Origin of the sequence: Marinobacter sp. W-8, from assembly GCF_044342215.1 — a bacterium.
GTDB lineage: Bacteria > Pseudomonadota > Gammaproteobacteria > Pseudomonadales > Oleiphilaceae > Marinobacter > Marinobacter nauticus.
Genome location: NZ_CP172297.1, coordinates 1,842,494 through 1,864,388 on the forward strand (window position 1 = coordinate 1,842,494; position 21,895 = coordinate 1,864,388).

Here is a 21,895-nt window from a genome sequence, read left to right on the forward strand (position 1 = left end):
GACTGACCGGACCCATGAGAAGGGCGGTTAGAATTCGGCGTTCGCGGGCCAACAGTGGGGTGGTGATTCTGACTCTGTTTTGTTCAGGCAGGGGTGTGCTAAGATTGTTCATGGTTTTATTCCTCCAGGAAGGCAGCTCACCAAATGGGCGTGGTGAGCTGCCTTTTTTCAGCTCTTGCGAATGTCCGCCAAAATTCCCGCAACTCTCTCAGAAATCAATTCGTCATCGGCGCTGATTGAGTTATTCTCGATACCGTGAAAGCCTCCCATATCAAGCCTGACGCGCCCGCTTAAACGGCTGAACTCGTCCCCGGTGCCGTGGATGGCCGACAGCTCATTGGCGGCCAGAATCTCGTTGAGAGCGGGGGCGATTTCCTCAAAGGCCTTTACGATTTTCTGAAGCCCGGTATCGTGAATTTCCTTGGCGTACAAGCTCAGCTGACAACGGAATTCCTGCTCTGCCTGACGCTTGGTTTCTGAGAGGTCCGCCAGCCGTTTTTCGTAGCCTCGTTGAGTTGCTCCGGCCAAGCTGGCGGTTTCCTCCTGTTCTGCCAGCTGTTTCCTCAGCTTGGTCAGATAGGTGGTGGCTTTCTTGAGATCCCCTTCGGAGCCTTCGCCGAGGTCCAGGTCAGCTGCTAGCAGATCACGGTCAGAAGCCGCTTGGGCGATTTCCTCTTTCAGAGATTCAATACCCGCTGTCGGTGTCCTGGCTGCTGCTTCATCCCGGGCCTGACCGATTCGATCTATCTGTATTTCAAGTTTGGTGATTTCGGCTTGAGTCTGTTGGAGGTCCGCCAGCGATACCTTGGGCGGATTGTTCAGGAGCGTTTCTTCTTCCTTGGCCAGATCGTCCAGCTGTTCCTGGAAAGGTCGCATTTCTTCCTGAAGCTGTTCGTTGCTCTGCTTTACTTGATCCAGTTCACGACGAACACGAGCCGTGTCACCTGACCGGCCTGCAGTCCGCCAGCCATGTTTCGGAGGTGGTGAGGTGAGTTCCTGAAGCTGTTTCTCAAGATTCGCTTGTTGGCCTTGGACATTTTGGAGCCGGGATCGAATGTTGCTGAACTCCGGCATGAGTTCTTCACGTTGGGTCTCGATTTCTCGGAGTCGATTGGCGCGTTCTGCTGCGGTTAGTTTTTTCATGCAACGGCCCTCCCTGTCGATTCCCAGGCATGTTGAGCGATTTGATCACGCTCAGCGACGCGGGCCTCAATCCAGGCGTTTACCTCTGATTCAAGCCAGCCAACAGCGGAACCCTGACGGGTGAGCTTGATGGATTTTGGAAAGTCCCCGGCGGTTTGCAGATCGTAGAGCGTACTGCGAGAGAGGCCGGTTCGGCGGAGAGTTTCAGCGAGTCGAATAATGGTTTGATTGGCAGCGGCCATAACATACCTCTGTATTTCAGGTGTAGTTATGCCGTTGAGGGGCTGGCCCCAGGATACAAAGCGAAATTGTAGAGACGCTAACGCCCTGTTATCGTTCGGGGGCTATTTGGAGTCGCATCTTAATAGCACCCATCCTTCAACGGCTCTGGGTTCGGGCGGATACGGTTGCCTGGTACGCTTCCGTATCCGCTCACTTCCGAACACGTCATAACCCTGCCGCTTTAATCCAAAGTCCGCAAGCTGATCTTCCCGAAAATGCCAGCACTCCATCGCCTGTGGAGAACTTGCCCAAGATTCAAATGGTTACGGTATGTTATTCGTTGCTATCCGTAGACGTCCGTCAGCGGCTGCTCACTATGCCTGTGGTGATAGCGTCAGCAATCTTTTTTTAATTTCTTTATTGAAAAATACAATGATTGTTCAGGCTTCTTTTGCTTTGAATGGCAGAATTGAGCGTCCAGTTTTCAGTGAGTCGAGGTAGTCCACCCAATGCTGCAACATCGCTTTTCGCTCTTTCAGACTGGCCGCTCGGTTCTGTCGTATACGACGGCTACTTGGTTTCGCTGGCGGTGAACAAGTTGCAGCTCGATGACTTCCGGCTGCCAGCCCATTTCATGCAAAAGTGTTGACGCGGTTGCCCGGAATCCATGACCAACCATAACCTCAGTGTCATAGCCCATGCTCCGGAGCGTGGTGTTGATCGTGTTTTCTGAGAGTTGTCTCCCGGGTTCGATTGCTTCGAACAGGAAGGGGCGCTGGCCTGTGATTTGTTACAGTGGCTTGAGGATCTCGACTGCTTGGCGGGGCAGGGGAATGATGCGGTCCGGTACCTGGCCCGCCCGCTTGGCTTTCAGTGTGCCATTCGTCTTTTCGCCGGGAACAATCCAGGTGCCGGCAGCAAGATCAATCTCCCAACTAAATCGCCTTTCTGAGCTCCCCGGGCCGAAAGAAATTCATGGGCGCCAACTTCAATGCAGCGCAAGCTGTCGGCTGGCCTGCATAGGCCTCAATGGCCCGTAACAGCCCGGTTTTGTTATGGAAGCTCTGCTTTTGCTGGCATGGATTTCACGAGGCCGCGAAGGTCGGCTGCAGGATCCCTTTCAGCCCAGCCATCTGAAATAGCGAACCTGGATACCTGGCTGATTTGCTGTTTTATTCTGTGCGCGGTTTCGTACTTGCCCTGTGCTTGGATCTTTCGGAGCACCAGTGGCGGCTCAATACGAGTGATCGGGTGTTGCCAGGTAGAGGTAATTCCATTCTGTGAGCCGGTTTCATTAACGCTGCTGTTTTGTGGGCAGGCCTGCCGTGTTTTCTCCGCGTATAACAAACCGGCGCACGGCGGGACCTCTTCACTGAGTATTTGTCTCAGTTACAGTCTCGTTGAACCTCTCGCTCAGCTTCTCGTTTCCAGGACTCCAACTGATCTTTTTCCCACTGCTGATATCCGCGCCTGCCAAGCTCTCGCAAGCGCACTTCGTATTCCTCTACTCGATCCTTGGAATACTTGCAGGCCCAGCTCTCCTCAGGCCCTCTTGCTGCCTCAGCTCTGGCAGCTGCCTCGCGTCGATCCACCTTCCGCTGCAATTCCTCACGCTTTCGTTTCAGCTCTAACCGTTGGGCTCGCAGCTCCAGGTCTGACGATGCAGGGTTTCCCTTGCCCATGGCGCCCGGGGAGCTTTCTCGGATATGAACAGATTCGTGTTGGCCAGCCGGTGGCTGAGTACCAAAATGCGTAACGCCGTTTTCGTCCGTCCATTTGTAGACCTGGGCAGCAGCTGAGAATGAAAGTGCAGTCAGAAGAAGAGCAAGAAAACGCATGAGATTACCTCCCTGTAACGATATGTAACAGCCTAGCATAAGGACTTTGGCTGCGCGCCTCCAGGCAAGCCATCTGCGCACCGGCCAGTTTTTTGGTCCTGGCTTCCTGTTTCTCCACGTTCGCCACGGCTTCAGGCAGGCAGGGCGGGGCGTTCGGTCGTGCGGTGGTGGTGGCATGGGGTGCCGATAATTGGGCGGCTTGTGCGGTTCCGCGTCCCCGTGGTGAGTTGTTGCCCGGTAGTACCTTTCGGGTTTTGTCCGCCAGCAGGGCCCGGCCTGTACCTGTTGCCGCTGGTGTCGTTATGGTGCGGTGCCGTTGGCGTACAGCAGGTTGTAGAGAACATTGCTTGCCTCACATAGCGCCCCGTATTGCGCTTCTGCATCGTGCTCTGGAAAGAACAGAACATCACGCAAAACCTTTTCGATGTCGGCGGCGACGACTTCATGTTTCAAACCTTCAGCCAGGGCGCGGGTAATGTCTCCGGCCTTGTATCGGTAGACGGTTGTAGCTGGGTGCAGGTGTGTCACTTTGGTCATGGGTGTTTACTCCGGCTGTTGTGCGTTCTGGTAGCTCTCAAGGTATGCCCTGCGTAACTCTGCCCCTTCGGTGCAGTACCGGGCGCGGGGTGCGTAGCAGGCGCTACAAGCCATCAGGTGGTTAATCAGGTCATCGTGGGCAGGCTTCCATGCCTGCATCAGTTCGACGTGTCCGGGGCTGCTCTCCGGCGCTCTAGTGGGCTCTGGTGTATCGTCCGCCAGCAAATCCCCGTTTTCCTGTGCCAGTCTGAAGAAATCCAGCATATCGGCGGGGCTGTTCAGTCCTTCGGCTATGTCCTGCATATCGTCATCGGTGAGCATTGCCCGCAAACGGGCGGGGTTGCTCTGAAGGGTTTGGGCAATTGCCAGTAGAAGCTCGTTCGGGTTCTCGCCGCACCCTCTCAATTCAGCAACCAACTGTGACTTGTGTTCAGAGATCCAGCGCTCCATCTCTGGAGTGATCGAATCCTCTGGCCAGACTGCGATCTGATTGCCCATCAGGGTTTCAGCATCCAGCCCGTTTGCGTGAAGGTAAGCCAAGGCAGTCATCAGAACAGCCTCCTTCCGCCAGCAGATCGGGCAGGTTTCTGGCTTTCATCAAAAGAAACTCTCTGATCTGAAGTCGTTAAAGTCGTAATGTCGTGCTGTTTTTCCGAATTGTTCACGACTTCAAGACATTGACGACTTTGTTCTGAAGACTTTTTCTGACCGATACGCCATTTGACCGTTGAACCGATCTTGCCAAGGCACCGGCATTCAATGCCCAGCTGGCGAAGCGCAGGCGCGGCCCGGCGCATAGCGTCACCAAGTCCCTTTGGCGAACGCGGCCACGAATCACAGTTTTTGGGCTTGTAGTCCTCCAGCCAGTTCAACCAGTCTTTCGCAGACCGCTCGGCAATCTGATCCGGGTTTGTTTCGGCCCAATCCCTGATAGCACTAGCAACCGGGCTGGCGTCCAGGGAGCGTTCGAGTCCGTCCTGGCGGGCGGCGTTGAATTGCTCCATAAAGACTTCTGGCGGGTAGTTCATCGCTTTGGCAACGGCCATGCCGAGATAGGCGAACTCTACCAGGCGCGGGCGCTGATCCGCCGGCAGTGTCATCTCCGGAAGGTATTCAAAGGCCTTTGCTGCGATATCAAGTAGACCGCCCAAAATGGCCGCCCTGTTCTTTTCGTACTCAGTATCGAGTTTGTTTTTGGCCGCTGCACTGGTAATCACCGGCAGTTCAATGCTAATTGCCCTCGAGACTGCATCTTGCTGCGTGATTGCGGCGACAATGCCATTCAGGATTGCCGGGCGCTTGAGGGTAATAACGATTTCGTCACTGTCGCTGTACAGTTTCCGTTTGGCGAATCCTCCGCCGGTTGCTATCACACACAGCGCATCCTGAATCGGTGCGGGTAAATGACTGACGTTTTCGATGCTGATTACGTGGTTGGTTCCGCCGGTCACATAAAGGTCTTCGGCAGACTTCGGGACTGCCCGCAGGTCGGCAGCGTTCGGGTCAATCAGTCGTCGGAGGGCGGTCTGGGTAGTAGATTTCGCACAGCCCTGTTCACCGAACATTTCCAGAATCGGAAAGGGTGTATCTGTTCGCAGGCACTCCACTAGCCAGGCAATAACCAGGATCCGCTGATCCGGAACGATGTTGGCAATATTCCATAGTAGATCGATGTTCCCTCCGGGTTCTGGGCGTGGTAGTGGTTGGGCACTCTCGGAGCGTGAGAACATCACCGGAGCATCATAGATTGCCCACTTACCCGGCATCAGGCAGATAGCCGTGCTCTTTCCGGGCTCCGCAAGGTCGATCCAATGCTGGCCATCAATGCTGGCAACTCGGATATAAACCGGTCGGCAGTCCTGCATTGCCATACCCTCCAGCGTCATCCTTGCTTCACGCAGTGACTGATCCCGAACCGCCTTTTCGGTTTGCTTATAAAACGCAGCGGTCAGCCAGTGGCGAAAAGCCTTTCCTGCCAGCGGCCACACTTCGCCGGAATCCATGTTCCGGGCATAAGCTATATCATTTTCATCGTGAAACAGGTCATTGAAGGCTAGAACGAATTCCACAATCAGGTCGGATTGCGCCTTGCGTTCGTCGTCTGCGTCTTCCGTGATTGAGTCGGGCTTGGCCGGTACGGTCAGACCTTCCTGGTACTCCGCCAGCACAGCTTCGGATCCTGCTTGCTGGTAAACGTCACTCCAGTCTTTTTCAGATTGTGGGCAGGTCCAGACACACCCAGACTTTTCACCGGCTATCTTTCCGGCCTTGTCATTATCCACGGCGGCAATGGGGTGCAGATCCGGATTGCGGTTTGCTACCTCAGATACGTTACGCGGAATCAGAGCCTCACCAACGCCACAGACAACCGGCAGCCCGGTAGCTTCATGGAGCCGGTATCCGTCCGCTAGTCCGGCGCAAACAATGATGTTGCCGGTCATAGTGGGTAGGTCGGCTATATCGAAGCCGATAGGCGTGCATGCGCCAGCCACTTTGGCGCCTTTGGTGGCCAGCTTGTCCTTGGGCTTTTCATCCGGAATCTGTTGGATCTTCTCGTCCAAAATCCGCTCATGACCGCAAGGCTCACCAGTGGCAATTAAATATAGGGGACGGAATATGGCGTTGCCTTTCCAAGGCTTCGCCGGGCTGCCATTACTATCATATCGGGTTATTTCGACTGGCTTTGTTGTGCAGCCCATCGCTTCCAGAGCTGATCTGGTCAGCTCTTTGCGCTCGCCGTAGGCACTGGTGATATAATCGGGATGGGTCTGGTGCCTTGCCCCTCCGGGGGCGGGTGCCGTTTTCATGCCTGGCCCCTCCATGCTTTCCCGTCCAGAATTTCCACTTTCAATTCAGAAAGAGAAATGGGGCCCGGTGCTGCAAACCAGTGTTTCGGATTGCCCCCAGCTTGCTTGCCCACGGCCTCCATGGCTTTTCTGTCTCTGGTGGGAATCCCCGCGTACTTGCAGGCTGCTCTCCAGTCCATCAGGCGCGGGTCATCAGCCGGAAGTGATAACCGGGCCATGCCGAAGCGGCGGCGGTACTCGCTCGGGGTCAGTTGGGTTAGCACGCCATGTTCCCGGACTGGCTTAGTCGCGGTGGGCTCCCAATTGGGGTTGAGAGAAAACCAGACAAGCGGCTTCTCATTTTCGAAGTCAGCCCGGCCTATTAGCGCCCCGGAATCCAATATCTGGGGCAAGTGTTGGGCCTGGCTGGTGTAATGGTATATGCGTCTCATGCCTGGCCCCTCCCGCTTTCTTGCATATCAATCCAGTTGAACAGTTCCTCCATTGCGACGACTTTGCAGCCGTTCACACGCTCGATTCTGAGCTGCCCTAGGGATATGGCGTCGGTTACTTCGGAGGTCGTCAGATTGACTGTGCGCGGTACTTCGGAAACGGCTAGGTACCGCCGGCCATTACGGAAGAACCAGCCAGGCTTAACGGGGGATTGCTGTTTCATGCTGCAGTCCCCTTGCTGGCTTCCCAGGCTTCAATCTCTGAGAGCTTCCAGCGGGTGCAGTTAGGTCCGAGTTTTACGGGGGAGGGGAAAGATCCTTGCTTGGCCCAGCGCCAAGGCGTAACCAAGGACACTTCATAACGAGAAGCGAGCTCTCGGGCTGAGAGGTATTTCTCTGTCTGATCTGATTTCATTTAATGACCTCGTGTGCTTTCTGATAACAACGAGGTCAGTAAATCAACGCGGGTTATTGATTTGGCGCAGTTGCGTTATGTGGTTGCGCAATTGCGCTTAATCTTCTAGCTCACGGACTTCTTTGAGTAGTGTTTCGAGGGTGCGCTTGCTTGGAATGGATAACCCCAGCGTGTCGGCCATTGCTATTATTTGGCTGGCGGTGGTTGAGTGCTGATTGAGATCAAGGTGCTCGTGATCTTCACAGAGGGTCCTGATGATTTTGAGATAGGTTTTCTTTTCTTTCGTCGATAGCTTTTCATGGTTTTCAGGTTTCGAGCTTGGTTCTGTAAGGGAATCAATTTCCGCTTTTCGGACAACAAAATAGGTTTTTGGGGGTATTTGGTAGTCCGGAATTCTTATTGCGACTCTGCTTTCATCATCTATGAGGTTTATATATTTGCAAAACCTTACAGATTTACCTGACTCGTTTATTAGGGCCGGAGGAGAAGAAAAGGTTTGACCGTTTGTATCCTGCTGTCCGTTTTTAAGCGCTATCCAGAGATCGGATATGATTTCGCTGCTGTCGGCGTCATTAGCTATATCATAAATACCTGGCATTAAGTTTGTTTCGTCGCGCAAAACGACAAAATATTGCTGATTTCTATGAATTAAGAAATGGATGTCGCGAATGGGATCCTGCAACCCTTCACTGAGTTCTTTGAGGCTCGGACCTTCATTATTGCTTAAATACAGATTCCCATACGGAAAACAGTGCTCAGTCCACCTATTGAGACGCACTGAAATTGTGAGCTCTGCATCGAGAGCATATTGAATAACATCTGCTTCAGTAATCTCGGCGCCTTCAGTTACGTCTGTCAGATACTTCGCAGCGTCGGCTAGAGTGAACCATTCTTTCTGTTTCAGCCTTAGTTTTGCCATGATTTATCCCTTCCCCTCGCCAATGGCTACCACCTTGCCGGATTCCTTTTTGTTCTCCCCGTGCACACAGAATTGCTCCCAATCGGCCATCATCAGCCGGCGCTTGTCTATCAGCTCTGAGCGGGCATAGGCGGCCCGGGTGGCGTCACTGTTCACGTGTGCAAGGGCCAGCTCCGAAACTTCGTCAGAGTAGGCTGTGCGCTCTCTGGCCCAATCCTTGAACGTCGAGCGGAAGCCGTGCGCGGTGATTGGCCTTTCCATCCGCTTCAGGAGGGCAGTTAGGAAGTTGTTTGACGGAATTCCGCCCTTTGGCCCGGGAAAGATCAAATCTTCCGGGGATCCTTCTCCCATCCCTTTGAGAAGCTCAATGGCTGAATCAGTCAGCGGGACGCGGTGGACCTTTTCAGATTTCATGCGGTCAGCTGGCACTGTCCAGACTTTGCGGGCCAGGTCGATTTCCTGCCAGGTAACTCCGGCCTTGCCGATCCGCTTATCTCCAATCACCTCGTTCGTACGGCTGGCGGTCAGAATCAGAAATTCCAGAGCCCGGGCCGCTGTACCTGTCCGCTTTTTCAGATCCTTCATAAACTCCGGCATATCGTCCACGGAAAGGGCGGCAAAGTGGCCACGCTTTTTGATTTTCTCCGGAGACGGGTAGACCTCATCAAGATAGCCCTGCCATCGAGCCGGGTTTTCCCCTGAACGGTAACCGTGGATCGCGCACCAGCCGAGAATGTTCTCAATTCTGGCGCGGACGCGATTGGCGGTTTCGGTTTTGGTTTCCCAGATTGGGTCCAGAACCTGTTTAATGTGCGGGAGGTCGATTTCACGAACCGGCAGCTTGCCGAGATGCGGGATTGCGTAGGTGTTAAGGCTGTTCGTCCACTGTTTTTCCTGCCGGGGGTTCCGGAACTCCTTAGCCTTCATCTTGATGTATTTTTCCATGGCCTTCTGGAATGTCAGCGTGCTGATTTGTTCCGCCAGCAGTGCGCGTTTCAGGGTGCGCTTTTCTTCCAGGGGATCTATCCCGCTCCGGATTTTCTCTTTCATCTCCCGGGCTTTGTCGCGGGCTTGAGCTAATGAGATTTCCGGGTAGGGCCCCAGGCCCATATCCGGGCGCCGATTGCCAACTTTGGCGCGTAGAATCCATTGACGGGAACCAGAGGGAGTTATTCGGAGTAGCAGGCCAGACACACCACCTACCGGATAGCGAACTTCCGTCGCCTCTCCGGTTTCCGGGTCTATCCTGCAAGTGAGGCGCTTAACCTCAAGGGCGGAAAGTTCCTTGGCAATCTTCGGCATTGCTTGGCCCACATCCTGTCACACAAAAAGTATTGTTATTTGATGTTATACAGTGTTACGGTAAGACACAAGCGAAACAGGTAATCTTTGATTTTTCGGGTAGTTAGGAGTCGGAAGGCCGCGTGGTTGGCGGGTTTTGTAAGGTCTGGCCCACCGCCATTTTTCTTCTTGTTTTTCCTCTCGATACCCCAATATCCTTGTTACACCAATCCCCCGTTGGATTCCAAACGCCACGCTTCATATCCGGGAGATTTCATCCATGGCTGAAGAACCTGAAAGTCAGGAACAGTCAGATCGCAAAAACCGCCGCTTCGCCGTGTCAGCGAATCGAGGCAGGGCGAGCCATCGCGTGCGTTATGTCGAGACGGGTGGGGCGGCCGTAGATACGGAAGAATGCACTTTTTGCCAGGCTGTTCCCGATCTTGAGCATGCCGGGGGAATCAAAGCCACTCAAGTGCCTGGCCATTCTGACACCAGCGAGTGTTCTGGTAGTGAAGCTCAAAAAGCCGACGCTGATTCTGCGCCGTAGCCAGATCGCATAATTCAAACCGGACACGGCCACCGGGTAGTTGCTGGGCCAGGCGGCTGCAATCCAGGATCGGTACCACGCCAGGCTTCGGGTAGCCACCAATCGTCTGGCCATCGTTCAGCAGCACGATAGGCTGACCATCACCGGGAATCTGAACGGATCCGTGCGCAATACCTTCGGATATGATGCCGGGAGGAGGGCAGTCCAGGGCCGGGCCCTGAAGCCGGAAACCCATACGGTCGGATTGATCGCTAACGGTGTAGTTGCTTGTCGTCAGCCGCAGGATATCCGTACGTTGAAACTGTGAGTATTGATAGCCCGGTATCAGGCCGATAACCACCTCTGAACTAAAATCAGGGCGCTGGTGTGCGGGAACTTCCCGGCTTGGCACTTTTCGTTGCGGTTCCCGTGGTACCAGTTTATCTCCTGTCTTTAACGGGCCCCGGCCCTCAAGCTTTTCCCGAACAACCACCGTACGACTGCCGAACTGCTCCGGTGAATCCAATCCCCCCGCCACAGCCAGGTAGATAAGCCGGTTATGACCCGAGTGGCTGATGGTCAGCTCGTCACCGTCATTCAGGTTCAAGGTTCGCCACAGCTCAACGGGTTCACCGTTCACGGCCGCGCTGGTTCTGGCACCGGTGATGGCAACCTGGAGCGAGCCGTGGGCAATGGCGCGGAATCCCCCCAGCATGATTTCCAGGCAGGCAGCATGGCGAGGATTGTCCAGCAGTTTGTTGGCCCAGGTAAAGCTGATCAGATCAAGGGCGCCGCCTGCGGCCAGCCCGTGGTGGCGATAACCTCGGCGACCACTGTCCTGCACAGAACTTTGCACGCCGGGATGAATGACCTCCAGCCAGCTCATGAAATGAGCTCCCCACCGGCGGCCAGAAACGCCTCCCGGCTGATGGGGGTAAAGCGCACCCGATCGCCCACCTTGAGCAGCGACAGGTTCGTTGGATCAAAAAGGCGTGTCGGGCAGCGGCCAATCAGCTGCCAGCCGCCCGGAGAAACCTGCGGGTAAACGGCTGTCTGCCGATTGGCAATGCCAACGCTTCCGGCGGGTACCTGTTTTCGCGGGGTGGTTTTCCGGGGTGCGGCGATGGTGGGGTCAACCTGCCCCATAAAGGCGAAGCCGGGGGCAAAACCGAGCGCATGCACCCGGTATTCAACCGAGCTGTGTCGACGAATCACTTCCTCGCAATCGAGGCCGCTCTCCGCGGCCAGCCATTGCAGGTCAGGCCCGGTCTCGACGCTGTAATACACCGGCAGTTCCACCAGGCGGCTTTTCAATTCCGCCTGGTGCGCCTCCGTGCTCAGCCTGTGAACGAGGGGCCTGAGTTCGGCGCTTACCTGTCGGAAATCGACGGCTACCGGGTCGTAGACCACCATCAATGTCGTGTATGAGGGCACCATATCCACCAGCCAGTGAAAACCGGCACGCCAAATATTGTCGACGAGGCTGGCAATGCGAGCGGGCAGGGTATCGTCAATGGCCGGGGCCAGGGTAATCAGGATGGTGTCTTCGGAAACCGGCTCAATCATTGGCCGGGTTTGCCGAGCGCCTTGCGGATGGCTTTGATCGCCTCCAGTGCGGCATCATTATCGCCATGCACGCACAGGCTGTCTGCGGGAAGCTCAAGCCAGTGGCCGGTGGTACTGAACACACCACCTTTGTCAGCAAACGACTTTGCCTGGCGAACGATGATGTCCGGATCCTCGTGTACGGCGCCGGCCTGGCGCCGGGAAACCAGCTGGCCTTCGTCATCGTAGGCGCGGTCTGCAAAGGCTTCCAGCAGTAGGGGCAGGCCAACATCGGCCGCCATTTGCTGATGTTCGCGGTAGTTACTGGTGACCGGAATCATTAGTGCCAGATCGGTCCGGAAGGTGCGTACGGCCTCCATCACGGCGCGAAGCAGTCTATTGTCCCGCATCATGTCGTTATTCAGGGCGCCATGGGGTTTGACGTAGCTTAGCGTCAGGCTTTCACTGCGGCACATGCCTTCGAGCGCCCCGAGCTGATAAAGCATCAGGGCTTCGATTTCTTCCGGCGTGTGGTGAATCGAGCGCCGGCCGAAGCCGGGCAGGTCGTGATAGGACGGGTGAGCGCCAACCGCCACGTCATGGGCAGCTGCCAGTGCCAGTGTTTTGCGAATCACCATAGGGTCTGCGGCGTGAAAGCCACAGGCCACGTTGGCCATGTCGATCAGGGGCATAACCAGGTCATCCTGGCCCATTTGCCAGGCGCCGTAGCTTTCCCCCAGATCGCAATTCAGTCTCATGGCACCGTCCTGTTTTTCAGATATCGCTGCGGCCTGGGAAGGTGGCCTGTTTGCGCTCTTCCGCCAGTGTGGCCCGCTGTTCAAGGGATTCCGGTGTGTTCTCGGGAATATCCCATCCCTGAAGGTTGTCCTCCACCAGTTGCACCAGGGCATCGATGTGCCCAGGAGTGGCGTTCAGGCAGGGAATATAGCTAAAGCCTTCGCCGCCGGACTCCATAAAGTATTCGCGGTTTTCCTCGTTAATCTCCTCGATGGTTTCCAGGCAATCGGCGGAGAAACCAGGACAGAATACATCAATGGATTTTACCCCTTTTCCGGGCAAGGCTTTAAGGGTTTCATCGGTGTAGGGTTGCAGCCATTCCTCCCGCCCGAACCGGGACTGGAAAGTGGTCATGTACTGGTCTTTACCGAGGCCAAGACGCTCCGCCAGCAGCCGTGATGTCTTATGGCATTCGCAGTGGTACGGGTCGCCCTTCAGCAGGTATTTCAGCGGTACGCCGTGGTAGGAGAGAATCAGCTTTTCCTTGCGGCCATGCTCAGCCCAGTGGGATTCAATATGGCGCGCCATGGCTTCGATGTACGGCGGGAAATCGTGGTAATGGGAAACAAACCGGAAATCGGGCAGCCAGCGCCGCCGGGTAAAGTCTTTTGAAATGGCATCGAACGTTGAGGCCGTGGTCGAGGCTGAATACTGGGGATACAGCGGAAGTACCAGCAGCTTGCGCACGCCCTGTTGTTGCATCTCGTCCAGTACCCGGGGGATGGAAGGGTTGCCATAACGCATGGCGAAACCTACCACCACATTGGTGCCGAAGCGCTGTTTCATGGCCTCACGGATACCCTCAGCCTGTTTCGCTGTGTGAATCAGCAGGGGAGAACCGTCCTTTTCCCACACACCGGCATAGGCTTCCGCACTTTTCCGGGGGCGAATGCGGAGGATGACGCCGTGCAGAATCAGCCACCACAGGGGGCGCGGTAACTCGACAACCCGCGGATCCCAGAGGAATTCCGCGAGGTATTTCCTCAGGGCGGGAGTAGTAGGTGCGTCGGGGGTTCCAAGGTTGGTGATCAGCACACCGAGCCGGTCCGGCTCATTGTGGCGGTAGTTATCGATCCCGTTGTAAGGCATTGAGACGTTCCGTGAGGTGAAAATTAACGCTTGCCGGCCTGCTGCATCAGGCGGGGAATAAGCCCGGTAATGTCGTAACCTGCATTCCGTGCCCGGGACAGGATTTCCTCAGGCTGGTGGTCGCGGGCACTGCTCAGGGCCCATAGTACCGTACAGCGGGTGCCGGAACGACAGAAGGCTAGTACGGGTTTCTCGGCATCACGGATCATGGGCGCGAAGCGTTCTACGTCCTGGTCGGTAATATTGCCAGACTCAACCGGCATGTAGACCCACTCAAGGCCCTGTTCTTTCGCGGCGGCCTCAATGTCTGCCATGGCCGGTTGGCCGTATTCTTCACGGTCGGGCCGATTGGCGACCAGGGTCCGAAACCCCTGTCGCGCGATTTCGGCAACGTCCTCAATTGCGATTTGAGGCGCTACGGAAAGGCTGTCATCAATTTTTCTAATATCCACGCGTGTCTCCCACAGACGGTCGTTTAATCCGCTCGATCAATTCGAATGCCATCATACCGGCCACCATGGACGCAACAAAGACCACGGCTTTGATTTCTCCCGCACCAAGAGCCACCAGGGCGGGCCCTGGACAAAAACCGGCGATGCCCCAGCCAATTCCGAACATCATGCTGCCAATGACAAGTCTGGGCTCAATACGGTTGTTCGCCGGCATTTTCATGGTGAATCCGAGGAACGACAGGGTACGCCTGCGCGCCGCGGCGAAAGCGACCAGTCCGACGATGATTGCGCCTCCCATCACGAAAGCCAGTGAAGGGTCCCAAAGCCCGGCGATATCGAGAAAACCGAGCACTTTTTCCGGATTAGCCATACCCGATACCATGAGCCCCAACCCGAAAATCAGTCCTGCCAGAAGTGAGGTGACAGAGTACTTCATCATTCAGACTCCCATCAGGTGGCGAATTACGAACACCGTTAAAAATCCTGTTGCCATAAAACTCACGGTTGCGACCAGTGAGCGAGGCGACAGACGAGACAATCCACAGACACCATGCCCGCTGGTGCAGCCTGAGCCGAAGCGAGTGCCTATACCCACCAGCAATCCGGCAACGATCAGGGCTGGATAACCTGCGTCAACCTGAATGGGTGGAAGTTCAGAAAACAACAGCCACAGGCTTGGGGTGCCTACAAGCCCGGCGAGAAAAGCCACCCGCCAGAGTATATCGCGGCGGGCAGGCACCAACAGGCCGCCCAGTATTCCACTTATTCCTGCAATGCGGCCATTCAAAAGCAGGAAGCTTGCGGCGGCGAGGCCGATCAGCAGGCCGCCGGTCAGTGCAGCGCCAGGGGTAAACTGGCTCCAGGCAATATCAATCATTCATAGACTCCCGCGAAATATCGGTTTTGGAATAACCATATAATGGGGAGAAATAATAACAAAAAAAGCCCGGCAGGGAATGCCGGGCAGAGGCGTGCGAGTAGTATCCATGAAAGACTTCCAGACAAACCGACATCAACAGGGATGCCGGTATTGGGAAGTATTGACCATAATTTGAACAGTTCAAGTGAGAGGCGCTTTCGTTTGAAAACATTTTTTCATATTGCATCAGTGGTTATACTGCGGCCTTTCGTTATGCGGTTCTCAGGGCCACCACTGCAATCCGGCCCCGGCTGTAATACAATGACAGCTACCGCTAATGCCCGACTCCCATGAGGTATGCATGTCTGAGCACGACGACAAAAATCCTGAAAATGATCCGCAACTGGCGGGCAAGATCAAGGATTCCGCCCGGCAAATCTGGCTGGCTGGGCTTGGCGCCTACACCAAAGCGGAGGAGGACGCCGGCAAGTTCTTTGATCGTCTGGTTCAGGAAGGCGAACAGCTGGAGAGCAAAACCCGGGGTGTGGTCGAGAAACAGATCCGCACCGTGGAAGATCGGGTAGGCGAGGTTCGTGAGCGGGCCACCGGTACCTGGGACAAGCTCGAGCATATGTTCGACCAGCGGGTTTCTGGCGCACTCCGTCGCCTGGGCATCCATCGCCGGGAAGAAATCGAAGCTATGGAGCGCCGTATCGAGGCACTGGAAAGTGAGCTGTCCAGGCTGCGCGGCCAGAACACTGCGCGCGACGAGGAAGAATAAACTCTAGAGATAGGTCCGGCTGGTGAGCCGGACCTGTTCCTGCTCGTCCTCGTTCAGGTAGGGCAGCAACAGGTGCAACATCTGATAGACCCCGCGGCCCGGGTCCACTGACTCCCTGTCATCCAGATGCGAAAGCGTATCGAAGCTGCTCCAGTAACACACCGTCAGGGTAAGCTGCTCACATACCGAAGCCAGTTCATCCGAACCGATGTTCATGATGCCTTGCCGGCGAAAACTCTCACACAGCGTGTTGAACGCCAATTCCTTTTTTTTGAGAATCCTGCGAAATCGAACCTGAAGCTGATCGTAACGGGACAGGACATTGACCAGATCCTGGTACAGGAAACGGTAGCGGGCCACGGCTTCAAACAGCAGATGCAGGAAGAAGCTGAACTGGTCCATGGGCACGTCTGCTTCGTCGGGCACCGCCAGAAGATCCAGCATCTCTGCCTCATAGGCCCGGAACAATTCCTCAACGATATCGCCTTTGCTTTTGAAGTGGTAATACAGGTTGCCAGGGCTGATCTCCAGCTCATCAGAGATCAGCAGAGTGGTGACGTTGGGCTCCCCAAGGCTGTTGAACAGCAGCAGGCTGGTGTCGAGGATCCGATCCCTGGTTTTGACTTTCTTCATCCGTAATGGCCCGGTCAATCAGAGGTCGAATGAGGCCCACACCGGGCAGTGATCGGATGGTCGCTCCATGGCCCGGATATCGTAGGACACACCAGCTGCTTTTGCCTTGGGCAGGAGGCTGTCACTGGCCATGATCAGGTCAATGCGCAGGCCTCGCCTCGGGTCACGCTCAAAGCCTTTGCTGCGATAGTCAAACCAACTGAAGGTATTGGCTTCGTCCGGGTGCAGATGGCGGAATACATCGGTAAAGCCCCGTTGTTCAACCTGCCCAAGCCATTCCCGCTCTTCCGGCAGGAAACTGCATTTTCCCGAACGCAACCAGCGTTTGGCATTGTCGGCGCCAATGCCGATGTCGCGGTCTGTGGGCGATATGTTCATGTCGCCCATTACCATAATATGGCCGGGTTTCTTGGCCAATTCGTCCAGGTAGGCCATCAGGTCGGCGTAGAACTTTTCCTTGGCAGGAAACTTTACAGGGTGGTCCCGGCTTTCCCCCTGGGGGAAATAACCGTTGATGACGGTCAGGGGTTCGCCGTTAACGGTGAAATGGCCGGTAATCAGGCGCCGCTGGGAGTCTTCACCATCAGAGGGGTAGCCTTTGAGGACCTCTTCCGGCTCCGCGCGGGATAACAGGGCAACACCATAGTGGGTTTTCTGGCCATGAAAGTGAACGTGATAACCGAGCTCGCGAATGGCCTCGACAGGGAATTCCTCATCAGTGACCTTGGTTTCCTGAAGACCGATGACATCCGGGTTAAGCTGCTGAATCACGGCTTCGAGCTGATGCAGGCGGGTGCGGATACTGTTCACATTGAACGACACAAACATCATGGGCGCAGAATCTCCGGAAAAATTTTTTCGGAGTTTAACACACCCCAGGCCGGGTGCCGTCTGGCAGCTGCGACCAGATTACCGTGTCAGTTCACAATCCGGTAAGCGGGAAACCTGATAGCGAATGTGGGCGATGTGGTTGGATTCGGCATCTTGCCGGAGGTTGGTCAACCCCAGATAGTCGGTCAGTGCGCCGTCTGAGCTATAGCCCAGCACGATGGGGTCGACCAGAAACCGCAATGCCAGGCTGGTGGGGCGGATCTGGACAGTCACTTCTGCGTTCACCTTGACGGAGGTGGCGGGCTCGAGAACAAAACCGTAGTGTTCCCCCCGGGTGGGCGCCAGAAACCGGAATTCCACCGACTCGCCTTGCTGGACCTGTTCCCAGTTGGCCCGGACAAAGTAGTCAAACCCTGAATCCACCACCAGTCGCTGGTCAAAGGGCACCGTGAATTCACGGGTGTCTCCCGCTGGCTCCTGCCAGACAATGTTGAGAGACTGCTCCTGGGGGTAGGTGACGGTTAATGCTTCACCGAAGCTTGGCTGGCGGAACTCAACCTGAGGCCTGAACGCAGAGTTATTGTAAGACATCGATTTGCTGGCGAACTCGTCTCCGCTTTCCGGATTCCGGTAGGAAACCTGGTGATCAACCGGGGCAAAGACCCCCTCGGAGCAGGTACCTTCAACCCGATGATCCTCCTGATAAAGCACGTTCCCATCCTGTTTGGCCGTACCTGTGAATTCAAATACGGCTCCAGCAGCGGGGGGCGCGGCGGCTGCCAGAAGAGCGAGAACGGCTGAAGTACTTGGCTTCATGTTTCGAGCTCCGTATACAGGGCCTTTCGAATGAACAGCAGCAACGGAAACAGGACGAGCCAGCCGACGGCCATGGCGGCCAGGGAGATGGTCAGGTTCGGCAGCGCCACCACGCCGAGTTGGCTGGCAGACCAATAGGCAAACGGCCCGGCAATGGGGGCCAGAACCCACGGCAGCCACTGGCGCTGGCCAATCCAGCCCAGGGAATGGCACAGGGTGGTCATGAAGATGGCCCAGATGGCGATGAGCCAGGGCGGGGCCGCCAGCACCTCGGCTCCTGAATCCAGGGCCAGAACCCCGGTTCGGAACCAGAGCGTGTCCATCAGGCCGCCGAGCACCACGCCAAAGCCAATAAACTGAAGTTCTGCAAACCGACGCTGACTGACCAGAGCAAAATGCAGGCCCAGGAACACCAGGATCAGCCCCACTGTAGCCAGCCCGGGGTACAGCACGCAGGCCAGCCAGCCTGTCTGGAACAGTATAAAGTTCAACAGGTTACGGGCAGTTTTTGAAGTGATCATACACTTAAAATATTCGCGCGCTTGTTGGCCGGCTTGGCCATGACAAGATGGGCAACGCCAATCGCTCGCTCGCTGAAGCCAGCTTCGCAGTACGCAAAATAGAAATGCCACAGGCGCTGGAAGGCCTGGTCGTAACCCAGCTGTTCCAGTTCCTGACGGCGCGCCATAAACCGATCACACCAGTCCCTCAGCGTTCGGGCGTAGTGAAAGCCGAAGTCTTCGGCATGGGTCAGTACCAGGTCCGAGCCCCGGTCCATGGAACCCAGAATAGCGCCGAATGATGGGATAAAGCTGCCGGGGAAAATGTAGCGCTGGATAAAATCCACATTCTTCAATGCCCGGTGGTAACGCTGTTCCGGCATGTTAATGGCCTGAATCAGCGCCAGGCCATCCGGCTTCAGCAGGTGGCTGATCTGGGACAGGTAGCTGTCGAGGAATTGAGGGCCAACGGCTTCGATCATCTCGATGGACACCAGTTTGTCGAACTGTCCCTGCAGATCGCGGTAGTCGTCAAACAACAGCGTAATCTTGTCTTCCAGACCTTCCGCTTTCACTCGCGCCTGGGCCAGCTCCAGCTGCTCCCTGGAAATGGTGGTTGTGGTGACATGGCAGCCAAAGTATTTGGCGGCGTGAATGGCAAAGCCACCCCAGCCAGTACCGATTTCCACCACCCGGTCCTCCGGCCTCAAATCCAGCTTCCGGCAGATGGTATCCAGCTTGTGAACGGCCGCTTCGTCCAGGGTTGCATCCTCGCGGGGGTAAATGGCGGAGGAATACATCATGGTCGGGTCCAGGAACAGGCGGAACAGGTCATTGCCCAGATCGTAGTGGGCGCTGATGTTCTTGCGGGAGCCTTCCGGGGTGTTGCGGTTCAGCCAGTGCAGCGCCTTGAGCGCAGGTTTGCTGATCCAGGCAAAGCGGTCTTCGAACCGGTTCATGGTGTCGATATTACGGGTAAAAAACCGGAGCAGGGCGGTCAGATCTGGCGAGCTCCAGTCACCTGCCACATAGGATTCGGCAGCACCGATACTGCCACCGGTCACCAGATCCCGCCAGGTGCTGTGATTGTGGATTACCAACTCGGCCTGGGGATAGCGGTCATCGCCATCACCGAATACGAGGTCCTGGGCTCCTGCCTCCCTGATCACCAGCTTGCCATGACCAAGCTGCGCCAGCTGCTGGTAAACCAGGCTCTTTGCAACACGGCTGATCAACGAAAGTCCCGTGTTGCTAGTGTGCTGGTGTTCAACCGAGGTGTTCAGGTTCTCCATGAGCTTACCCTTCCTGCCGAATCAAATGCGTTGTCTTGTTGTGCCGGTGCCTTTTCTGTTACATCCAGCCCCAGATCTTCGATACCGCGCTGGTAGGCACTGTCGGTTGCATCGAGTTTGTCCGGGTGGGTGTAAAAGGGTGCCCCTTTGAGTTTCAGCTTCAGGGCATTCCAGTAAATACCGGCAACGCCTTTGATGGTTTCCAGGGGAAACCGTCTCAGGCTCCTGTGCAGTGTTTTACGATCAAGAGGGGTGCGTTGGACTACCAGCGTGGCATCAAAATGCTTGTGGCCTTGCTCTTCCACATTCATGTGAATGCGCATGTCCTTGCCGCGAAAACTGAACAGCCACTGGTAGTGCTGGTTCATGCCGTTAAATGGCGACACGTGGAAGCGTTTGCTGAAGGCAAAACGCTCGGTATGCCAGGCGCTATCGGAGCCGGGCCCCGGCTGGGTGCATTCCATGCAGTAAACATGGCGCTGCTTCCAGGGCGTATTGGTTATCTGGGCGACGATCACGCGCGGAATGGCGCCGGCTTCCGGCCTGCAGCCCCGTTCATAGCACAGGTAAAAGCTGACCGGATTGAAAATGTAGCCAAGATAGCGTGGGTGGGTAACCAGTTCTATTGGCCCGTCCGGTGCCCAACCAGTGGCGCTTTTAACACGGTTGAATACGGCCTGGCGCAGGCTGGGCACTTCCGGGTCCAGGTAATCCCGGCGGTAGAGTCCCAGCCAGTTAAAACGTTCGAGGGAGAAGAACGGGCTGGTTCTGGTTACCGTGGACCAGTCATCAAGGTCGAGGGCAAGCATACCGATGTTGTAGCTGAATTCATGCTGAACCGGTAACTTGCGCCGATGCCTAATGGTGCCTTCCAGCCATTCACTGGCCATAATCAGAGCTCCACCCCGAACGCCCGGGTAACCCTCAGTGCGCTGCGCACACCGTCTTCGTGAAAGCCATTGAACCAGTAGGCACCGCAAAAGTGGGTGCGGTTCCGGTTACCGATGTCATCGTAACGCTCCTGTGCGGCAACGGCGTCCAGTGTGAAGACGGGGTGATCGTATTCAAACCGTTTGATCACTTTTTCCGGATTAATATCCCGACTGCGGTTCAGGGTGACGCAGAAGGTTTCCGGAGCGTCGTCGAAGTTCTGAAGAACGTTCATGTTGTAGGTTACGGAAACCGGTTGCGTGCTGTGTTCCGGGATCATGTAATTCCAGGCGGCCCAAGCCAGACGGTTCGAGGGCAGTACGCTGGCGTCGGTGTGCAGAACCACGTCGTTCTTCTGGTATGCGATGGCTCCGAGGATGCTTCTCTCATCGTCAGTGGCGTCGTCCAGCATGGCCAGGGCCTGGTCACTGTGGCAGCCGAAAATGACCTGGTCAAAACGATGTTCCTGTCCGTTGGCCACCAGGGTAACGCCCTCGTCATCCCGTTTTACGGAAGTTACCGGGCTGTTCAGATGGGTGCGTTCGCCCAGCTTGTCCATCATCCGGTTTACGTAGGTAGCCGAACCTCCGGAAATCACTCGCCAGGTGGGCCGGTCATCCACAGATAACATGCCGTGGTTGTTAAAAAATTGCAGGAAAAACCGGATTGGGAACTGTTCCAGCACAATCTCCGGCGCAGACCAGATAGCCGCGCCCATGGGGACAATGTAGTAGTTTCGGAAGTACCGGCTGTAGCCGTTGCGGTTCAGGTATTCCCCGAGTGTTTCGCCGTCCGGAATCGTGCCGGCGGCCAGGTCGGCACGGGTTTCCTTGTTGAACCGGAGAATCTCCCGGATCATTTTCAGGAAATTCAGATTAAACAGATTCCGGCGCTGGGCGAACAGGGTGTTCAGACTGGTGCCGTTGTACTGCAGTCCACTGGCATGGCAGTCCACGCTGAAACTCATGTTGCTCACTTCAGAGGCCACCCCGAGCCGATCCATCAACTTGATGAAGTTGGGGTAGGTCCAGTCGTTGAACACAATAAAACCGGTATTCACCGGCCAGGTGCGACCACCAGCTTCAACCTGTTCCGTGTTGGTGTGGCCTCCGGCATAGTCGCCGGCTTCAAACAGATGCACATCGTGCTTGTCGGCCAGCAGCCAGGCGGCTGTTAAACCTGATACTCCAGCGCCAATCACGGCAATTCGCTGACGTTCCTGATTCATGCAAGGTATTTCCTGTGGT

At 55.9% G+C, this 21,895-nt stretch carries 28 protein-coding genes; 1 reads left to right on the forward strand and 27 read right to left on the reverse strand.

Annotated elements, in window-relative coordinates; translation table 11 throughout:
• Positions 1–168: 168 nt before the first annotated feature.
• From ACF8YQ_RS08545 to ACF8YQ_RS08640, 20 genes are all read right to left on the reverse strand, one after another.
• Positions 169–1,143 carry a hypothetical protein gene (locus tag ACF8YQ_RS08545; RefSeq protein WP_396623194.1) on the reverse strand — a complete coding sequence of 325 codons (975 nt, stop codon included), beginning with the start codon at positions 1,141–1,143 and terminating at the stop codon, positions 169–171.
• On the reverse strand, positions 1,140–1,385 hold the full coding sequence (locus tag ACF8YQ_RS08550) for an AlpA family transcriptional regulator (RefSeq protein ID WP_023010150.1): 246 nt from the start codon (positions 1,383–1,385) through the stop codon (positions 1,140–1,142). The genes ACF8YQ_RS08545 and ACF8YQ_RS08550 overlap by 4 nt, the downstream gene beginning before the upstream one ends.
• A gap of 515 nt (positions 1,386–1,900) precedes the next feature.
• Complete coding sequence (locus ACF8YQ_RS08555; protein ID WP_396623195.1) at positions 1,901–2,065, reverse strand: hypothetical protein; 165 nt, start codon at positions 2,063–2,065, stop codon at positions 1,901–1,903.
• A 353-nt stretch (positions 2,066–2,418) separates the two neighbouring features.
• Entirely contained in the window at positions 2,419–2,589 is a 171-nt protein-coding gene (locus tag ACF8YQ_RS08560) for a phage integrase central domain-containing protein (protein ID WP_396623287.1), read from the reverse strand.
• 161 nt (positions 2,590–2,750) lie between these two features.
• On the reverse strand, positions 2,751–3,203 hold the full coding sequence (locus ACF8YQ_RS08565; RefSeq protein ID WP_023010151.1) for a DUF4124 domain-containing protein: 453 nt from the start codon (positions 3,201–3,203) through the stop codon (positions 2,751–2,753).
• A 300-nt stretch (positions 3,204–3,503) separates the two neighbouring features.
• A complete protein-coding gene (locus tag ACF8YQ_RS08570; protein WP_396623196.1) occupies positions 3,504–3,740 on the reverse strand; it encodes a hypothetical protein in 237 nt (78 codons plus the stop codon).
• 6 nt (positions 3,741–3,746) lie between these two features.
• Positions 3,747–4,289: a hypothetical protein gene (locus ACF8YQ_RS08575; RefSeq protein WP_396623197.1), complete on the reverse strand. Its 543-nt coding sequence runs from the start codon at positions 4,287–4,289 to the stop codon at positions 3,747–3,749.
• A complete protein-coding gene (locus ACF8YQ_RS08580; RefSeq protein WP_396623198.1) occupies positions 4,289–6,301 on the reverse strand; it encodes a hypothetical protein in 2,013 nt (670 codons plus the stop codon). The genes ACF8YQ_RS08575 and ACF8YQ_RS08580 overlap by 1 nt, the downstream gene beginning before the upstream one ends.
• Before the next feature lie 242 nt (positions 6,302–6,543).
• Positions 6,544–6,978: a hypothetical protein gene (locus ACF8YQ_RS08585; RefSeq protein WP_396623199.1), complete on the reverse strand. Its 435-nt coding sequence runs from the start codon at positions 6,976–6,978 to the stop codon at positions 6,544–6,546.
• Positions 6,975–7,202: a hypothetical protein gene (locus tag ACF8YQ_RS08590; protein ID WP_396623200.1), complete on the reverse strand. Its 228-nt coding sequence runs from the start codon at positions 7,200–7,202 to the stop codon at positions 6,975–6,977. Before ACF8YQ_RS08590 ends, ACF8YQ_RS08585 begins: the two co-directional genes overlap by 4 nt.
• Entirely contained in the window at positions 7,199–7,393 is a 195-nt protein-coding gene (locus tag ACF8YQ_RS08595) for a helix-turn-helix transcriptional regulator (protein WP_396623201.1), read from the reverse strand. Before ACF8YQ_RS08595 ends, ACF8YQ_RS08590 begins: the two co-directional genes overlap by 4 nt.
• 97 nt (positions 7,394–7,490) lie before the next feature.
• On the reverse strand, positions 7,491–8,312 hold the full coding sequence (locus tag ACF8YQ_RS08600) for a hypothetical protein (RefSeq protein WP_396623202.1): 822 nt from the start codon (positions 8,310–8,312) through the stop codon (positions 7,491–7,493).
• Positions 8,313–8,315: 3 nt separating this feature from the next.
• Positions 8,316–9,614: a tyrosine-type recombinase/integrase gene (locus ACF8YQ_RS08605; RefSeq protein WP_396623203.1), complete on the reverse strand. Its 1,299-nt coding sequence runs from the start codon at positions 9,612–9,614 to the stop codon at positions 8,316–8,318.
• A gap of 440 nt (positions 9,615–10,054) precedes the next feature.
• The gene (locus tag ACF8YQ_RS08610; RefSeq protein WP_396623204.1) at positions 10,055–11,008 is read right to left on the reverse strand and encodes a biotin-dependent carboxyltransferase family protein; all 954 of its coding nucleotides are present in this window, start codon (positions 11,006–11,008) and stop codon (positions 10,055–10,057) included.
• Positions 11,005–11,688, reverse strand: coding sequence for a 5-oxoprolinase subunit PxpB (gene pxpB, locus ACF8YQ_RS08615; protein WP_396623205.1), 684 nt, complete (start codon positions 11,686–11,688; stop codon positions 11,005–11,007). Before pxpB ends, ACF8YQ_RS08610 begins: the two co-directional genes overlap by 4 nt.
• Positions 11,685–12,425, reverse strand: a complete 741-nt coding sequence (locus ACF8YQ_RS08620; RefSeq protein ID WP_396623206.1) for a 5-oxoprolinase subunit PxpA — start codon at positions 12,423–12,425, stop codon at positions 11,685–11,687. The genes pxpB and ACF8YQ_RS08620 overlap by 4 nt, the downstream gene beginning before the upstream one ends.
• A gap of 16 nt (positions 12,426–12,441) precedes the next feature.
• Positions 12,442–13,554, reverse strand: a complete 1,113-nt coding sequence (hemH, locus tag ACF8YQ_RS08625) for a ferrochelatase (protein ID WP_396623207.1) — start codon at positions 13,552–13,554, stop codon at positions 12,442–12,444.
• A gap of 23 nt (positions 13,555–13,577) precedes the next feature.
• Positions 13,578–14,006: a TIGR01244 family sulfur transferase gene (locus tag ACF8YQ_RS08630; protein ID WP_396623208.1), complete on the reverse strand. Its 429-nt coding sequence runs from the start codon at positions 14,004–14,006 to the stop codon at positions 13,578–13,580.
• Positions 13,996–14,442: a DUF6691 family protein gene (locus tag ACF8YQ_RS08635; protein ID WP_396623288.1), complete on the reverse strand. Its 447-nt coding sequence runs from the start codon at positions 14,440–14,442 to the stop codon at positions 13,996–13,998. The genes ACF8YQ_RS08630 and ACF8YQ_RS08635 overlap by 11 nt, the downstream gene beginning before the upstream one ends.
• 3 nt (positions 14,443–14,445) lie before the next feature.
• Complete coding sequence (locus ACF8YQ_RS08640) at positions 14,446–14,883, reverse strand: YeeE/YedE family protein (protein WP_396623209.1); 438 nt, start codon at positions 14,881–14,883, stop codon at positions 14,446–14,448.
• 343 nt (positions 14,884–15,226) lie between these two features.
• Between ACF8YQ_RS08640 and ACF8YQ_RS08645 the strand changes: the two genes are divergently transcribed.
• Complete coding sequence (locus ACF8YQ_RS08645; RefSeq protein WP_011784979.1) at positions 15,227–15,646, forward strand: phasin family protein; 420 nt, start codon at positions 15,227–15,229, stop codon at positions 15,644–15,646.
• 3 nt (positions 15,647–15,649) lie between these two features.
• Here the strand turns inward: ACF8YQ_RS08645 and ACF8YQ_RS08650 are convergent, their stop codons facing one another.
• From ACF8YQ_RS08650 to ACF8YQ_RS08680, 7 genes are all read right to left on the reverse strand, one after another.
• Positions 15,650–16,279 (reverse strand): TetR/AcrR family transcriptional regulator, encoded by a 630-nt coding sequence (locus ACF8YQ_RS08650; RefSeq protein ID WP_396623210.1) that lies wholly within the window; start codon positions 16,277–16,279, stop codon positions 15,650–15,652.
• 18 nt (positions 16,280–16,297) lie between these two features.
• Positions 16,298–17,110 carry an exodeoxyribonuclease III gene (xthA, locus tag ACF8YQ_RS08655; RefSeq protein ID WP_014421425.1) on the reverse strand — a complete coding sequence of 271 codons (813 nt, stop codon included), beginning with the start codon at positions 17,108–17,110 and terminating at the stop codon, positions 16,298–16,300.
• Positions 17,111–17,188: 78 nt separating this feature from the next.
• Positions 17,189–17,926: a hypothetical protein gene (locus tag ACF8YQ_RS08660; RefSeq protein WP_396623211.1), complete on the reverse strand. Its 738-nt coding sequence runs from the start codon at positions 17,924–17,926 to the stop codon at positions 17,189–17,191.
• Entirely contained in the window at positions 17,923–18,447 is a 525-nt protein-coding gene (locus ACF8YQ_RS08665) for a DUF2878 domain-containing protein (RefSeq protein ID WP_396623212.1), read from the reverse strand. The genes ACF8YQ_RS08660 and ACF8YQ_RS08665 overlap by 4 nt, the downstream gene beginning before the upstream one ends.
• Positions 18,444–19,718 carry a class I SAM-dependent methyltransferase gene (locus ACF8YQ_RS08670; protein WP_396623213.1) on the reverse strand — a complete coding sequence of 425 codons (1,275 nt, stop codon included), beginning with the start codon at positions 19,716–19,718 and terminating at the stop codon, positions 18,444–18,446. The genes ACF8YQ_RS08665 and ACF8YQ_RS08670 overlap by 4 nt, the downstream gene beginning before the upstream one ends.
• Positions 19,706–20,608 carry a DUF1365 domain-containing protein gene (locus ACF8YQ_RS08675; protein ID WP_396623214.1) on the reverse strand — a complete coding sequence of 301 codons (903 nt, stop codon included), beginning with the start codon at positions 20,606–20,608 and terminating at the stop codon, positions 19,706–19,708. The genes ACF8YQ_RS08670 and ACF8YQ_RS08675 overlap by 13 nt, the downstream gene beginning before the upstream one ends.
• A gap of 2 nt (positions 20,609–20,610) precedes the next feature.
• Entirely contained in the window at positions 20,611–21,876 is a 1,266-nt protein-coding gene (locus ACF8YQ_RS08680; protein WP_394131501.1) for an NAD(P)/FAD-dependent oxidoreductase, read from the reverse strand.
• Between the last annotated feature and the right edge of the window lie 19 nt (positions 21,877–21,895).

What these genes read in the sequence shown, in the direction of transcription:
- ACF8YQ_RS08640 (WP_396623209.1), bottom strand. Translation starts at nt 14,883, where the DNA reads ATGATTGATATTGCCTGGAGCCAGTTTACCCCTGGCGCTGCACTGACC.
- ACF8YQ_RS08600 (WP_396623202.1), bottom strand. Translation starts at nt 8,312, where the DNA reads ATGGCAAAACTAAGGCTGAAACAGAAAGAATGGTTCACTCTAGCCGAC.
- ACF8YQ_RS08635 (WP_396623288.1), bottom strand. Translation starts at nt 14,442, where the DNA reads ATGAAGTACTCTGTCACCTCACTTCTGGCAGGACTGATTTTCGGGTTG.
- ACF8YQ_RS08590 (WP_396623200.1), bottom strand. Translation starts at nt 7,202, where the DNA reads ATGAAACAGCAATCCCCCGTTAAGCCTGGCTGGTTCTTCCGTAATGGC.
- ACF8YQ_RS08585 (WP_396623199.1), bottom strand. Translation starts at nt 6,978, where the DNA reads ATGAGACGCATATACCATTACACCAGCCAGGCCCAACACTTGCCCCAG.
- hemH (WP_396623207.1), bottom strand. Translation starts at nt 13,554, where the DNA reads ATGCCTTACAACGGGATCGATAACTACCGCCACAATGAGCCGGACCGG.
- xthA (WP_014421425.1), bottom strand. Translation starts at nt 17,110, where the DNA reads ATGATGTTTGTGTCGTTCAATGTGAACAGTATCCGCACCCGCCTGCAT.
- ACF8YQ_RS08605 (WP_396623203.1), bottom strand. Translation starts at nt 9,614, where the DNA reads ATGCCGAAGATTGCCAAGGAACTTTCCGCCCTTGAGGTTAAGCGCCTC.
- ACF8YQ_RS08645 (WP_011784979.1), top strand. Translation starts at nt 15,227, where the DNA reads ATGTCTGAGCACGACGACAAAAATCCTGAAAATGATCCGCAACTGGCG.
- ACF8YQ_RS08660 (WP_396623211.1), bottom strand. Translation starts at nt 17,926, where the DNA reads ATGAAGCCAAGTACTTCAGCCGTTCTCGCTCTTCTGGCAGCCGCCGCG.
- ACF8YQ_RS08610 (WP_396623204.1), bottom strand. Translation starts at nt 11,008, where the DNA reads ATGAGCTGGCTGGAGGTCATTCATCCCGGCGTGCAAAGTTCTGTGCAG.
- ACF8YQ_RS08555 (WP_396623195.1), bottom strand. Translation starts at nt 2,065, where the DNA reads ATGGGCTATGACACTGAGGTTATGGTTGGTCATGGATTCCGGGCAACC.
- ACF8YQ_RS08570 (WP_396623196.1), bottom strand. Translation starts at nt 3,740, where the DNA reads ATGACCAAAGTGACACACCTGCACCCAGCTACAACCGTCTACCGATAC.
- ACF8YQ_RS08565 (WP_023010151.1), bottom strand. Translation starts at nt 3,203, where the DNA reads ATGCGTTTTCTTGCTCTTCTTCTGACTGCACTTTCATTCTCAGCTGCT.
- pxpB (WP_396623205.1), bottom strand. Translation starts at nt 11,688, where the DNA reads ATGATTGAGCCGGTTTCCGAAGACACCATCCTGATTACCCTGGCCCCG.
- ACF8YQ_RS08545 (WP_396623194.1), bottom strand. Translation starts at nt 1,143, where the DNA reads ATGAAAAAACTAACCGCAGCAGAACGCGCCAATCGACTCCGAGAAATC.
- ACF8YQ_RS08550 (WP_023010150.1), bottom strand. Translation starts at nt 1,385, where the DNA reads ATGGCCGCTGCCAATCAAACCATTATTCGACTCGCTGAAACTCTCCGC.
- ACF8YQ_RS08675 (WP_396623214.1), bottom strand. Translation starts at nt 20,608, where the DNA reads ATGGCCAGTGAATGGCTGGAAGGCACCATTAGGCATCGGCGCAAGTTA.
- ACF8YQ_RS08575 (WP_396623197.1), bottom strand. Translation starts at nt 4,289, where the DNA reads ATGACTGCCTTGGCTTACCTTCACGCAAACGGGCTGGATGCTGAAACC.
- ACF8YQ_RS08650 (WP_396623210.1), bottom strand. Translation starts at nt 16,279, where the DNA reads ATGAAGAAAGTCAAAACCAGGGATCGGATCCTCGACACCAGCCTGCTG.
- ACF8YQ_RS08620 (WP_396623206.1), bottom strand. Translation starts at nt 12,425, where the DNA reads ATGAGACTGAATTGCGATCTGGGGGAAAGCTACGGCGCCTGGCAAATG.
- ACF8YQ_RS08595 (WP_396623201.1), bottom strand. Translation starts at nt 7,393, where the DNA reads ATGAAATCAGATCAGACAGAGAAATACCTCTCAGCCCGAGAGCTCGCT.
- ACF8YQ_RS08665 (WP_396623212.1), bottom strand. Translation starts at nt 18,447, where the DNA reads ATGATCACTTCAAAAACTGCCCGTAACCTGTTGAACTTTATACTGTTC.
- ACF8YQ_RS08680 (WP_394131501.1), bottom strand. Translation starts at nt 21,876, where the DNA reads ATGAATCAGGAACGTCAGCGAATTGCCGTGATTGGCGCTGGAGTATCA.
- ACF8YQ_RS08670 (WP_396623213.1), bottom strand. Translation starts at nt 19,718, where the DNA reads ATGGAGAACCTGAACACCTCGGTTGAACACCAGCACACTAGCAACACG.